Annotated in this window: 13 protein-coding genes; all 13 read left to right on the top strand. The window is 44.5% G+C overall.

What is annotated here, in order from left to right:
- Positions 1-7 precede the first annotated feature (7 nt).
- Positions 8-535, top strand: a complete 528-nt coding sequence (locus tag HYN59_RS17350; RefSeq protein WP_108779489.1) for a hypothetical protein — start codon at positions 8-10, stop codon at positions 533-535.
- The gene (locus HYN59_RS17355; RefSeq protein WP_245895609.1) at positions 514-1086 is read left to right on the top strand and encodes a cupin domain-containing protein; all 573 of its coding nucleotides are present in this window, start codon (positions 514-516) and stop codon (positions 1084-1086) included. Before HYN59_RS17350 ends, HYN59_RS17355 begins: the two co-directional genes overlap by 22 nt.
- A gap of 244 nt (positions 1087-1330) precedes the next feature.
- Entirely contained in the window at positions 1331-1603 is a 273-nt protein-coding gene (locus tag HYN59_RS17360; protein ID WP_108779491.1) for an ArsR/SmtB family transcription factor, read from the top strand.
- A gap of 125 nt (positions 1604-1728) precedes the next feature.
- The gene (locus HYN59_RS17365) at positions 1729-2481 is read left to right on the top strand and encodes a glucose 1-dehydrogenase (RefSeq protein ID WP_108779492.1); all 753 of its coding nucleotides are present in this window, start codon (positions 1729-1731) and stop codon (positions 2479-2481) included.
- A gap of 134 nt (positions 2482-2615) precedes the next feature.
- The gene (locus HYN59_RS17370) at positions 2616-4838 is read left to right on the top strand and encodes a RelA/SpoT family protein (protein ID WP_108779493.1); all 2223 of its coding nucleotides are present in this window, start codon (positions 2616-2618) and stop codon (positions 4836-4838) included.
- A gap of 2 nt (positions 4839-4840) precedes the next feature.
- A complete protein-coding gene (locus HYN59_RS17375) occupies positions 4841-5215 on the top strand; it encodes a hypothetical protein (RefSeq protein WP_108779494.1) in 375 nt (124 codons plus the stop codon).
- Positions 5216-5281: 66 nt separating this feature from the next.
- Positions 5282-5785 (top strand): Fur family transcriptional regulator, encoded by a 504-nt coding sequence (locus HYN59_RS17380; RefSeq protein WP_108779495.1) that lies wholly within the window; start codon positions 5282-5284, stop codon positions 5783-5785.
- 64 nt (positions 5786-5849) lie between these two features.
- A complete protein-coding gene (locus HYN59_RS17385) occupies positions 5850-7121 on the top strand; it encodes an adenylosuccinate synthase (RefSeq protein WP_108779496.1) in 1272 nt (423 codons plus the stop codon).
- Between the two features lie 175 nt (positions 7122-7296).
- Positions 7297-9033 (top strand): OstA-like protein, encoded by a 1737-nt coding sequence (locus tag HYN59_RS17390; RefSeq protein ID WP_108779497.1) that lies wholly within the window; start codon positions 7297-7299, stop codon positions 9031-9033.
- A 16-nt stretch (positions 9034-9049) separates the two neighbouring features.
- Positions 9050-10237 (top strand): aspartate aminotransferase family protein, encoded by a 1188-nt coding sequence (locus HYN59_RS17395; RefSeq protein WP_108779498.1) that lies wholly within the window; start codon positions 9050-9052, stop codon positions 10235-10237.
- Between the two features lie 107 nt (positions 10238-10344).
- Positions 10345-11745 (top strand): tetratricopeptide repeat protein, encoded by a 1401-nt coding sequence (locus HYN59_RS17400; RefSeq protein WP_108779499.1) that lies wholly within the window; start codon positions 10345-10347, stop codon positions 11743-11745.
- A gap of 59 nt (positions 11746-11804) precedes the next feature.
- Positions 11805-12263 carry an energy transducer TonB gene (locus HYN59_RS17405; RefSeq protein ID WP_108779500.1) on the top strand — a complete coding sequence of 153 codons (459 nt, stop codon included), beginning with the start codon at positions 11805-11807 and terminating at the stop codon, positions 12261-12263.
- Positions 12264-12269: 6 nt separating this feature from the next.
- Entirely contained in the window at positions 12270-13022 is a 753-nt protein-coding gene (locus HYN59_RS17410) for a shikimate dehydrogenase family protein (protein ID WP_108779501.1), read from the top strand.
- Positions 13023-13082 lie beyond the last annotated feature (60 nt).

Consider the following 13082-nt stretch of genomic DNA (forward strand, 5'->3'; position numbering starts at 1 on the left):
AATTGCAATGAAATACTTATTTTACATACTCTTCTTTATAAGCCTTCCGGTATTCAGCCAGGAGGTTGAAGGCATTTCGTGGGATGAGGCGAAGATCAGCGATAAGATAACGCTTACCATATCGAAAGCAGAATTCGACAAGCGCTATAAAAAAGCCGACAGCATTACCGACCCGACAGATAAGGAAACCTGCGGGCGCGAGGAAGAAGCAACAGTAAAAATGGTGCATTATAAAGGCGCTAAATTCGAACTGGATAACGGCATCATGAATTTCAGGAGTATGGATTTTACCAAAAACAGGAATACCTGGTTTTCCATAAAAGACAATTGGTTTGACCATACGACTACACTAAAGAGCTTCAGCAAGGATTTCCCCGCATCGGCTTCTTTTGTTGAAGATGTGACCGACCGTGACGGCGATGTCCTCGAAATGATTACTATACTTCCCAAAGGCACTACCGAAGACTTTGAGTGGCGCTTTTATTTCAGGGATGGGAAGCTGGTTTTCCTCGAATGCTGGTTCCCCTGCGACTGATGCCCGGGCCTAAAACATATTACAATCCCGTTAATGGCGAATATACCCGCATCCTGGAATCTTCAGAAGATACAAATGGTGCTTATTCGCTGCTGGAGGTGAGCCTTTCGCCCGGTGGTGGCAATCTGGTACACTACCACACCCGCTTTACCGAGGAATTCACCGCCGTAACAGGTAACCTCGGCCTTCGGTATGAAAAAGAAATTGTGCACCTCAAGCCCGGGGAAAGTAAGTTAGTCCCCATAGGCACGCCACACCGGTTCTTTAATGATACCGCAGAAGCAATAGTGTTCAGGGTCGTGCTGCGACCGGGCCAGCCCGGCTTTGAAAACTTTTTGAAAGTTATGTTCGGACTGGTGAACGATGGTAAGACCATAACGAAGAACCAGATACCCAAAAACATTTACCACATAGCCGTACTATATGAATGGGGTGACACCCATTTGGCAAGCCAGTTTTTCAGGCTGTTCTCTCCAATGGTGACACTGTTTTATAAGGGGGCAATTCGTATGGGAGTCGATAAGGAGCTTTTGGAGCGGTATGCAAAATAATAAACTTAAAAACTACCACAGAGGAAGCACAGAGTTGCACAAAGAAATTTTCAGTTTGCGCATTCTGCGTGAATTCACAGAGTTGGGTGTGATATTCCGTATGCTCTGTGGCCTCACACAAAGGTGTCATCTTAAAATCCTTGGCGTAACTCTGTGTCTCTTTGTGCGGCTCTGTGGTATAGCTTTAATTTACTTATTAGGCTTTTAAAATTTAAATTGATAAATTTGCATTTTTAAATACATCATGGATCCAAAAGATATAGAACGCATTTCGAAAGCCCTGAGCGACCCTAACCGCCTGAAAATATTGGAGCAGGTTAAGGAACAAGGCAACATGGCCTGTGCCTGTATCATCAATTTCCTCAATCTGGCGCAGCCATCCGTGTCGCACCACATCAAACAGCTTACCGACTCCGGCCTCCTTATACCCCACAAGGAAGGAAGAAACATCAGCTATACTATTGATAGCGATAAACTCAACAGCTACATCTCCTACCTGCAATCATTCGGGAAATAAAACACATCGAAATATTTAAATGTATTGATTTAATTACTACATTTGTCTTGTATTTCGCAGCAGGATTTTCTCAATCAATTATATCGAAATATTTAAATATATAAATAATTTAAATTTAAAGAAAAATGAGTTTACAGTTAGAAGGAAAAGTAGCCGTTGTAACCGGAGCCAGCAAAGGTATCGGTGCCGGGATAGCCAAAAGCCTTGCAGCAGCAGGCGCGGCAGTAGCCGTTAATTATGTATCGGATAAAGCTGGCGCGGATAAGACCGTTAACCAAATAACCTCTGAAGGCGGAAAAGCATTTGCCGTTCAGGGCAATACAGGCAATGAAGCCGATGTGCAGCGCATTTTTGAAGAGACGCTAAAAAACTATGGAAGGCTGGACATCCTGGTAAATAATGCCGGGGTCTATAAATTTGAGTCGCTGGAAGAGATCAGCCGCGAAGAGTTTGACAGGCAGTTCGACACCAACGTTTTTGGCCCTATATTAACTACTAAAGAAGCAGCCAAACACTTTGGAGAAAAGGGCGGCAGCATTATAAATGTGAGCTCGGTTTCGAGCCGCAAAGCAATGCCGGGCGCCGCGGTGTACTCGGCTACAAAGGCATCGCTTGACATGATTTCGGAGACATTTGCCCTGGAGCTTGCCCCTAAGAACATTCGTGTAAATATAGTAGCGCCGGGCCCTGTTGACACGGAAGGATTTGCCACGCTTGGGTTTAAAGGTACCGACTTTGAACAAGGGATGATCGCACAAACCCCGCTGAGGCGCATAGGGCAGCCGGAAGATATTGGCCGCGTAGTTACGTTCCTTGCATCGGACGATTCGGCATGGATCACCGGTGAGCGCCTTACTACCGCAGGCGGTATGAAATAAAAAGATAAAACAGCAATCATTAAACAGGCAGCATTTTCTGCCTGTTTTTTTATTTCAGTTATTTAACAATATAACATTCGCCTGTTGCAAATCATAAAACTTTTCCTTACTTTTAGTGATATTGAAACGATACTATGACTGAAGTTGATATAGAACAGGAAAACAAGGCGATTGCCAAAGAATATAAGGAACTGCTCCGCATCAGTTACCAGACACTTTCGGAAGACGATAAAAAACTGATACGCAAGGCGTTTGACGTTGCCGTTGATGCGCACAAAGACCAGCGAAGGAAATCGGGTGAGGCCTACATCTTCCACCCTATTGCCGTTGCCAAAATCGTAGCTTCGGAGATTGGTTTGGGAGCTACCTCTATTGCCTCTGCCCTGCTTCATGATGTGGTGGAAGATACCGATATCACGGTTGAGGATATCGAAAGGATGTTCAACCCCAAAATCGCGAAGATCGTGGAGGGGCTTACCAAAATAGCACAGGTTAAGACCGACCAGGAAATATCGATGCAGGCGGAAAACTTCCGTAAAATGCTCCTGACGCTTAATGACGATGTGCGTGTGATCCTCATCAAGATAGCCGACAGGCTGCACAACATGCAGACGATGGGCTCGATGGCTGATTATAAGCAGGCCAAGATAGCATCGGAAACCTTGTACATCTATGCTCCGCTGGCACACCGCCTGGGGCTTTATAACATAAAAACACAGCTGGAAGACCTCGGCCTGAAATATACCGAACCCGCCGTTTACAATGACATTGTAAGCAAAATAAAGGAAACAAAGGAAGAGCAGGACGCTTATATCAAGGCAATTTCGGATATTTTGAAGGCATCGCTGGATGCCGAAGGGATAGAATATACCATCAAAGGCAGGCCGAAATCGATCTATTCCATCCGACGGAAAATGCTGGCTCAGGGCGTTACCTTTGATGAAGTGTATGATAAATTTGCTTTGCGCATCATCTATAAATCCAGTCCGCATGAAGAAAAATTCCTGGCATGGAAAATCTATTCTATCGTGACCGACCATTACCGCCCGAGCCCAAGCAGGCTGCGGGACTGGATATCTTCGCCAAAATCGACAGGGTATGAAGCGCTGCATATTACCGTTATGGGCCCAAAAGGCCGTTGGGTAGAGATACAGGTACGAAGCGAGCGCATGGACGAAGTAGCCGAGAAAGGATACGCAGCCCACTACAAATACAAACAGGGTGGCGATACCGAAGAGCATGGCCTCGAAACATGGCTCAACCTGCTGAAAGAAGCTCTGGAGAATTCATCGTCTAATGCTGTTGACTTTGTGGAGGACTTTAAGCTGAACCTTTACGCGAAGGAGATCTATGTGTTTACGCCGAAAGGCGAGATAAAATCGCTGCCGAAAGGCGCCACCTCGCTGGACTTTGCCTTCAGCATCCACTCGGAGATAGGTATTCGCACACGGGGAACCAGGGTGAACGGCAAGCTGGTACCGCTGAACCACATCCTGAATAGCGGCGACCAGGTAGAAGTGATCACCTCTCAAAACCAAAAGCCCAACCCGCACTGGCTGGATTATGTGACTACCGCCCGGGCAAAGAACAAGATAAAGAACGTGCTTAATGAAAGCACCAAAAAGATAGCTGAAGATGGCAAAGAACTGCTTACGCGGAAACTGCGCCACCTTAAGATCACGCTCAATGAAGCCACAGTGAACGAACTGGTAAATTACTTTAAGCTGAAAACCAGCCTCGACCTGTTTTATCGTGTGGGCGTAGGTACCATAGAGAACCAGCAGCTCAAAGATTTTGCAGCTCTGAAGAGCAACACGTTCATGAACTTCTTTAAGGGGAAGATCAAGCGCACGCCAAACCTTCCGCCGGAGCAGCTGCATAAAGAAGAGATCAGCCGCAATTACGACCTCCTGGTTTTCGGGAAAAATGAAGATAAGCTTGATTATAAGCTATCCAACTGCTGCAACCCAATTCCGGGAGATGATGTGTTTGGGTTCGTGACCATAAATGAAGGCATCAAGGTGCACAAAAAGGACTGCCCTAATGCCATCAGGCTGCAGAGCAACTATGCCTACCGCATCATCCAGGCCAAGTGGATTGACTCCTCGCAGGAAGAATTTAAGGCTACCCTCAAAATCACCGGTATGGACTCGCTGGGCCTTACCAATGAGCTTACTAAGGTAATATCCAACAATATGCACGTCAACATACAGAGCATCTCCCTTAGCGGTAACGCGGGTATTTTTAACGGACAGCTTACCGTTGTGGTACAAAATAATACCATATTGAAAAAGCTGATGGAGAATATCAAAAAGATAGACGGCATTGATAAAGTGACACGGATTTATAATAATTAGAAATGAAAAAACTGCTTTTATTACTCCTTGTGCTGGTTTCTCAGCAAACTATTTGTCAGGAAATTGAAATTAATGAAAAGAACCTCAGTAAAAAATGGGTTTTCAGCGATGTTATAAATGACAAAAGTGAAGCCGAAAATGCTGAAATGAGGGAAATGCTGGAAGGCACGTCACTTACCTTCAGGGAGGATAAAACCTATACCTTCGATTTTGTGTCAGAGCTCAACGGTACGTGGACGTTAGACCCTGCTAAAAAAGAGATCACTACGAAAGACAGAAGAGGCACTAACATCTGGCATATCCATTCGTTAACGAAAGAAAAAGCAGTACTCTCGCGTAATGATGCCCAACAGAAGGTAATTTTTAAGCCTGAATAGCTATTTCCAGAGAAACTTTCCACTTCCCGAAAATTAGATTATCTTTGCCTGACTGATACTACCATCATGGAAAATAATAAAAACCAGGACATTGTAAAAAATGTCTTCACAAAATTCCTTGAGGATAAAGGCCACAGGAAAACCCCTGAGCGCTATGCCATCCTCCAGGAAATATACAACAGCCAGGAACATTTCGATATAGAGTCGCTTTATATAAAAATGAAGAACAAGAACTACCGTGTAAGCCGCGCAACGCTGTACAACACGATAGAGCTGCTGTTGGATTGCGGCCTTGTGCGCAGGCACCAGTTTGGGCAGAACCAGAGCCATTACGAAAAATCGTATTTTGACAGGCAGCACGACCATATTATCATGACCGATACAGGAGAGGTGATCGAGTTTTGCGACCCGCGCATCCAGTCGATCAAAAAAACGATAGAAGAGATATTTGGCATTGAAATTCACAACCATTCTTTATACCTTTACGGCCACAGAAAAGTGCCTGTTGCTGTAGAAGAGAATGATGTAAAGACCGATGCTGAAGCGACACCGGCTGCAAACCAACCCTAACGGATTGGTTTTATTTTTTTACGGAATAACAATAACTACAATAAACAACTAACAACTAAAGAGAATGACGGTAGACTTGCTGCTTGGATTGCAATGGGGTGACGAAGGCAAAGGAAAAATTGTTGACGTGCTTACTTCCAAATATGATATTATTGCCCGTTTCCAGGGCGGCCCTAACGCAGGGCACACGCTGGAGTTTGACGGCATAAAACACGTGTTAAGGACGATACCTTCAGGGATATTCCACAAAAACTCCATCAACATCATTGGCAATGGCGTGGTAATAGACCCTGTGGTTTTCCAGAAAGAATTGGAAGGGCTGGAGAAATTCAACATCGACATCAAATCAAGGCTGCTAATCTCCAGGAAGGCGCACCTCATACTACCTACACACCGCCTGCTTGATGCCGCTTCGGAAGCATCCAAGGGCAAGGCAAAGATAGGCTCTACGCTAAAAGGCATCGGCCCTACGTATATGGATAAGACCGGCAGGAATGGTATCCGCGTAGGCGATATCGAACTTGCCGACTTTAACGAGCGCTACCGGACACTGGCCGATAAGCACCAGGCAATGATCGATTTTTATGACGTTTCCTTAGAATACGACCTCGAAGAACTGGAAACAGAATTCTTCACTGCCATAGAAGAGCTTAAGAAACTTAACTTCATTGATAGTGAGCAGTACCTGAACAATGCCATGAAAGAAGGCAAAACCATACTTGCCGAAGGAGCGCAGGGTTCGCTTCTTGACATTGATTTTGGAACGTATCCATTCGTAACTTCATCGAACACTACTGCTGCCGGAGCCTGTACCGGACTTGGCATTGCACCGAATAAAGTGAAAGATGTGTTCGGTATATTCAAGGCCTATACTACCCGCGTGGGCAGCGGCCCCTTCCCTACCGAGCTTTTCGACGAAGACGGCGCCACCATGGCCCGTGTGGGCAATGAATTCGGGTCGGTAACCGGGCGTGCAAGGCGCTGCGGATGGCTGGACCTTGTAGCGCTGAAATATGCAGTGCAGGTAAATGGCGTTACCCAACTGTACATGATGAAAGGCGACGTACTTTCGGGCTTCGACACGCTGAAAGTCTGTACCGCTTACGAATACAAAGGGCAGAAAATGGATTACTTCCCGTACAACATCGAGCCGGAAAATGTAACCCCTATTTTTGTGGAGAAAAAAGGATGGGCAGCCGACCTCACAGGAATGACTACCTACGAAGAACTGCCGGCTGAACTGAAAGAATACATTGAGTTTATCGAGAAAGAACTGGAAGTGCCTATCAAAGTTGTTTCGGTAGGGCCGGACAGAACACAGACGATAATGAAATAAATGTAATTGATCTTTTGATCATCAGACCTGACAAGTGTAAAAACCTGTCAGGTCTTTTTGCGTAAAGCGGCGATCGTTATACTATCAAAATCCTTCTTACGTTTTAACGTAACAATAAAGCGCGGCACAGCTATTGTGATATTATTTGCGTAAATTTGCATCAAACTTTCAGACATTGAAAAAACTGTTTTTCTTTATCATAAGCCTCATAGCACTATGTGGCACAGCTTCATTTGCCCAGGAAAAGAAGAAGATCATTATTGAGAATTCTGATTTTACAGAAATGAACCAAAATGAGGTTCCGGGTGCGGTGATACTTACCGGCAATGTAAGGATACTGCACGAAGGTGTGAGGATTACCTGCAATAAGGCCTACCATTTTACAGACGAGAATTACATAAAGCTCTTTGGTAATGTAAAGCTGAACCAGGGCGACTCCCTTTTTATGGACAGCCGCTATGCCGAATACAATGGTGACAAGAAGTTTGCCTTTGCTACCGGCAATGTTGTGATGCGCTCGCCAGATATGACCCTTACTACTGATACGATTAACCTTGACCGTACAATCCAACAGGCCTATTATAATACGTACGGCACTATCGTGAACAAGGATAATGTGCTTAAAAGCAAATCGGGGCGGTATATTGTAGGGCAGAAAAAATACGAGTTCAGGACGGCAGTAACACTTACGAACCCGAAGCATGTGCTGAAATCGAACAATCTGGATTATTACACCAATTCCGGGCATTCTTATGTTTTTGGGCCAAGTACCATTACCAGCAAGGAGGATTATGTTTATACTGAAAAGGGCTTCTACGATACCCGTAAAAAGCAGGCCAACCTGTATACCAACTCCTATATAAAATATGACACCCAGATCATTAGGGGAGATGAGATGTATTACGACCAGGTCACGCAATTCGCTACGGCAAAGAACAATGTGAGCGTGACCGATACCGTCAACAAATTCAAGGGTACGGGGCATTATGCCGAAGTGTACCGGGCAAAGGATTCGCTGATGCTGACCAAAAGGGCGCTGGTGGCAACGCTGGTAGAAGGCGATTCGTTATTTACCCATGCCAAAAAAATGATCATTACAGGAAAACAGGGCAGCAGGATCGTTAGGGGGTATAATAATGCGCGGTTCTACAAAACAGACATGAATGGCAAATGTGACTCTATCCATTCGGATGAGGCTAAAGGCCTGACGCAGCTTATCCGCAGGCCGGTTGTGTTCAACGGGCTCAACCAGATCACCGGCGACGTAATACACCTGATATCCAACAGCAAGACCGAAAAGCTGGATTCTATTAAAGTGCTCAATAACGCCTTCATTATCCAGAAAGACACCCTCGGTACCGGCTATAACCAGCTTAAGGGCGCTAACCTGTACGGGAAATTTAAGGACAACAAGCTATCGGAAGTCGACCTCGTAAAGAACACCGAAAAGATATACTTTATGTATGACGACGACGATGAGCTTATCGGTATTGACAAAGGCGTGAGCAGCAGGATACATCTTGATATAGAGAATAATGAGATCGTGGCAGTAACGTCTTATACCAATATTGAAAGCAACTCCTACCCTGACAAAGACCTTCCGGAGAACGTGCGGAAACTCAGAGGTTTCCTTTGGCGGGGTGACGAGATCATAAAAAGCAAGGAAGATATTTTCCCTCCCGAAGAACAGGAATTGAATGATAAGATCGTTGCCGAAAGCAAAAAGGAAAAAGAGCAGGAAGATACCCCTATGGAACCGCTTCCGCAGACGGTAAATTACGACAAAGATCATCCTGCGCCCAAGCCGGCAGCACCTAAACCCGATACCGCAAAGACAGATACAATAAAGCCTGCTGCCACGGCGAAACCTGAAAAACCGAAAGCAGCACCTAAGAAAAAGCCTAAAAAATAACGGCAGCATTTTAACAATGATCAACGATTTTTATAAATACCAGGCGCAGACTTCCCCTTACCCTTTAGGAATGGAAGTTTCTCATGCCAAAGGCTCCTATATATACGACACGCAAGGCAATGCTTACCTCGACTTTGTAGCCGGGGTTTCGGCAGCAAGCCTTGGCCATCAGCACCCACGGGTGAACGGCGCTATCATAGACCAGCTTAACAAATATTCGCACGTAATGGTATACGGCGAATATGCACAACACCCCGCAACGGAATTCTGCCGCCTGCTGGCACAACACCTGCCTGAAAAACTGAGCAAGACTTATCTTGTAAATTCGGGTACCGAAGCTACTGAGGGTGCACTGAAACTGGCACGCAGGGTAACCGGGAGAAGCCAGCTCATTTCCTGCTTTAATGCCTATCATGGCAATACTATGGGCTCGATGAGCGTTATGGGTTTTGAGGAGCGCAAGCAAATATTCAGGCCGCTGATCCCCGATGTGGACTTTATCACCTTTAATAACGAAGAAGATCTACTAAAGATAACAACAAAAACCGCAGGCATTATCCTGGAGACCATACAGGGAGGCGCGGGTTTTATACAGCCGCATAACGATTTCCTTAAAAAAGTAAGGCAGCGCTGCGATGAAGTGGGCGCAGTAATGATAATCGATGAAATACAGCCGGGCTTTGGAAGGACCGGCAAATTGTTCGGTTTCCAAAACTATGATGTAGTTCCCGACGTAATTGTTATGGGTAAAGGCATGGGTGGTGGGATGCCCGTGGGCGCTTTTACCGCATCGCCTGAAATGATGGACCTGTTGAGCCACGATCCGAAGCTTGGACACATCACGACATTTGGCGGCCATCCGGTAATTGCAGCGGCTTGTTTGGCTACATTACAGGAAATAACCGAAACTGACATTATGGCGCAGGCTTTGGAAAAAGAGAAATTGTTCCGTAAACTGCTCGTGCACCCGCTTATTAAAGAGGTGCGCGGCGAAGGGCTGATGCTGGCGGCAATGACCGAAAGCGCCGATATTACTAATAAAGTGATATTGCGCTGCCAGGAAAAAGGGCTGATATTGTTCTGGCTGCTGTTTGAAGGGACGGCCATCCGGATAACCCCTCCCCTCACCATATCGGATGATGAGATAATAGCAGGATGTGGCATTATTATTGAAGTTATGAATGAGGTAGTGGCAGAACAATAAAAAACACTATTTAAGTGTTAATTAAATTGTTCAAAAGATATCTTAATTAATTCCTTTTTACCGTAACTATTCGTAACTTTAAGAAGGATAATTTTAAACAAAAGACTATGAATTTGAGTCACGAAGAAGAAGATCACAGTTTATCCTTATCAAAGTTCGAATCTATGTTGAAAACCAACAAAGTATTCTTCTTTGACTCCGAAGAGTTTGAGGACATTATTCTTCATTACCTCGACTCCGGAAAAATCAATTTAGCTAAAAAGGCCTTAAAACTCGGCCTGGAACAACATCCCAGGTCAACAGGCTTAAAATTAGTACAGGTAGAGATTTTAGTTTTTGACGATAAGCTCGAAGTTGCAGAGCGCTTACTGAATGAATTATACGCCATAGAGCCCACGAACGAAGAAATATATATACAGAAAGCCAATATTTATTCCAAAAGGGATGACCACGAAAAAGCGGTTGAACTCCTGAAAATAGCCCTTAAATATACCGATGACTATGCCGATGTATATTCACTTATCGGGATGGAGTACCTTTTTATGGACAATCTGGAATTGGCAAGGGATAATTTTATCAAGTGCCTTGAAGAAGATACCGAAGACCACTCTGCATTGTATAATGTGGTGTACTGCTTTGATTTTCTTGACCAGAACCTTGAGGCTATTGATTTCCTTAACAGCTTTATCGACAGGAACCCGTATAGCGAAGTGGCGTGGCACCAGCTGGGCAGGCAGTATTATGCCATAAAAGACTACCCTGGTGCATTGCGTGCTTTTGACTATGCTACGCTTATCGATGACAGCTTCCTCGGTGCATTCCTTGAAAGAGCGAAGACACTGGAAAGGCTTAAACGCTATGAAGATGCTATCGAATGCTACAATGTAACTATGGAGCTGGACGACCCTACGTCGTATGCTTTGTTGCGTGTGGGCAAATGTTATGAGCGCCTTGGCAACCATGAAAAGGCACTGAAATTTTACCTTAGGACGGTTCATGAAGACCCGCTTCTGGATAAAGGGTGGATCGCCATTACCGACTTTTACATCCGCCGCAAAAATTACCAGAAAGCGCTGTATTATGTGAACAAAGCCAATGGTATTGACAATGAGAACAAGCTGTACTGGAAGCGTTATGCCATCATCAACAAGGCGTTGGGCTTTCATGAGGAATCGGAAGAAGGCTACCGCAAGGCTGTGGAGTTTGGCGATTACCAGCTGGACACCTGGCTTTTCTGGACCGACAGCCTGATAACACTGGGCGAATATGATACGGCTATCACTACGTTATTGCAGGCCTGCGAATATTTCCCGGAAGAATATGAGATTGAGTACCGACTTGCCGGGCTATATTTCACACAGCAGGAACCGGATAAAGGGATATTCCACCTCAGTAATGGTTTAAGGCTGAACTTTAAAAACCATACGTTGATAGAAGAATTTTTCCCATCGGTATGGTATTCGGATATGGTTCAGGATGCTATAGAAAAACATAAAAAAAGAAAATAACCGCTTAGTTTAGGTAAAACCCGACAGGGCCTCGCGCTTTTGCCGGGTTTTTTATTACTATGAAAAAGATAATTTTTAGCATTTCAACGCTCATCTTTACGTTGTTTACACAAGCACAGGAAAATCATATTAGAATATCAGGTGACGATATTCCTATCGATGCTTCCATAGCAGAACCAGAGCAATTTGAAAAGGACAATAAAGTTTATCAACTCTCAGAAGTAGAAGTGCTACCTGAATTTTCTGGTGGGAATACTTTTTTAGCATCCTACTTAGACAAGAATATCAGAAAAGATGCGTTTGAAAAGAATTATCCTCCATCATGCATTGTTTATGTTTCGTTTATTATAGAAAAAAACGGAAACATGACTAATATCAAAATAGAAAGAGATCCGGGTTACGGCATAGGAAAAGAAACGCTTAGGGTTTTAAAAACCATAAAGACCAAATGGAATCCCGGTGTCCAAAATGGAAAGCCTGTACGGGTTAATTATCCATTACCAATAAAAATATCCTAAACCTATATGAAGATCAAAGAAAAAATATACGGGCTGGTTGGGCGCAATATCCATTACTCATTTTCGGCTACCTATTTCAATAAGAAGTTCGCAGAAAAAAAAGGGACGGAAAACTGTACGTATGTTAATTTCGATATCCAGAACATCAGCGAGCTGCCCGGCATAATCGAAAACACCAAAAAACTGAAAGGGCTCAATGTGACCATACCTTATAAAGAGGAAGTGATACCGCTTTTGCATTCGCTGTCGAAAACGGCAAAGGTTATTGGGGCGGTCAATACCATAAAAATATCCAAGGACGGAACGCTAAAAGGCTATAATACCGACCATCATGGCTTCAAAAAAGCATTACAGCCTTTATTGCAGCCCCACCACACCAAAGCCCTGATACTGGGGACGGGCGGTGCAGCCAAAGCGGTGGCCTATGCCTTACGTAAATTGAAAATCGAATATGATTTTGTTTCGCGTAAAGAAACCGATACCGTATTTTCGTATGACAGCCTGGACAACGAGATATTCAGTGAATATCAAATAATCATTAACACAACGCCACTCGGGACATTCCCCGCTGTTGAGGAATGCCCACCGATAGATTACAGCCTTTTCACCGATAAACATATCGCCTTCGATCTGGTATATAACCCTTCGGTAACCAAGTTCTTACGATTGGCAAAGGCTAATGGCGCCGTTACTGAAAACGGTTATGCCATGCTGGTACACCAGGCCGAAAAGGCATGGAAAATATGGAACGAGAAATAAACCCTTCATTTCCTGATTAATAAAATCTTACTTCTCTTTTAAAATAATTGTATATCAGGG

Source organism: Flavobacterium album, assembly GCF_003096035.1.
In the GTDB taxonomy this organism is placed as follows: Bacteria; Bacteroidota; Bacteroidia; order Flavobacteriales; family Flavobacteriaceae; genus Flavobacterium; species Flavobacterium album.

Excerpts from the sequence above, each read along its gene's own strand:
- HYN59_RS17370 (WP_108779493.1), top strand. The coding sequence starts at position 2,616 with ATGACTGAAGTTGATATAGAACAGGAAAACAAGGCGATTGCCAAAGAA.
- HYN59_RS17385 (WP_108779496.1), top strand. The coding sequence starts at position 5,850 with ATGACGGTAGACTTGCTGCTTGGATTGCAATGGGGTGACGAAGGCAAA.
- HYN59_RS17400 (WP_108779499.1), top strand. The coding sequence starts at position 10,345 with ATGAATTTGAGTCACGAAGAAGAAGATCACAGTTTATCCTTATCAAAG.
- HYN59_RS17375 (WP_108779494.1), top strand. The coding sequence starts at position 4,841 with ATGAAAAAACTGCTTTTATTACTCCTTGTGCTGGTTTCTCAGCAAACT.
- HYN59_RS17405 (WP_108779500.1), top strand. The coding sequence starts at position 11,805 with ATGAAAAAGATAATTTTTAGCATTTCAACGCTCATCTTTACGTTGTTT.
- HYN59_RS17365 (WP_108779492.1), top strand. The coding sequence starts at position 1,729 with ATGAGTTTACAGTTAGAAGGAAAAGTAGCCGTTGTAACCGGAGCCAGC.
- HYN59_RS17395 (WP_108779498.1), top strand. The coding sequence starts at position 9,050 with ATGATCAACGATTTTTATAAATACCAGGCGCAGACTTCCCCTTACCCT.
- HYN59_RS17360 (WP_108779491.1), top strand. The coding sequence starts at position 1,331 with ATGGATCCAAAAGATATAGAACGCATTTCGAAAGCCCTGAGCGACCCT.
- HYN59_RS17410 (WP_108779501.1), top strand. The coding sequence starts at position 12,270 with ATGAAGATCAAAGAAAAAATATACGGGCTGGTTGGGCGCAATATCCAT.
- HYN59_RS17350 (WP_108779489.1), top strand. The coding sequence starts at position 8 with ATGAAATACTTATTTTACATACTCTTCTTTATAAGCCTTCCGGTATTC.
- HYN59_RS17380 (WP_108779495.1), top strand. The coding sequence starts at position 5,282 with ATGGAAAATAATAAAAACCAGGACATTGTAAAAAATGTCTTCACAAAA.
- HYN59_RS17355 (WP_245895609.1), top strand. The coding sequence starts at position 514 with ATGCTGGTTCCCCTGCGACTGATGCCCGGGCCTAAAACATATTACAAT.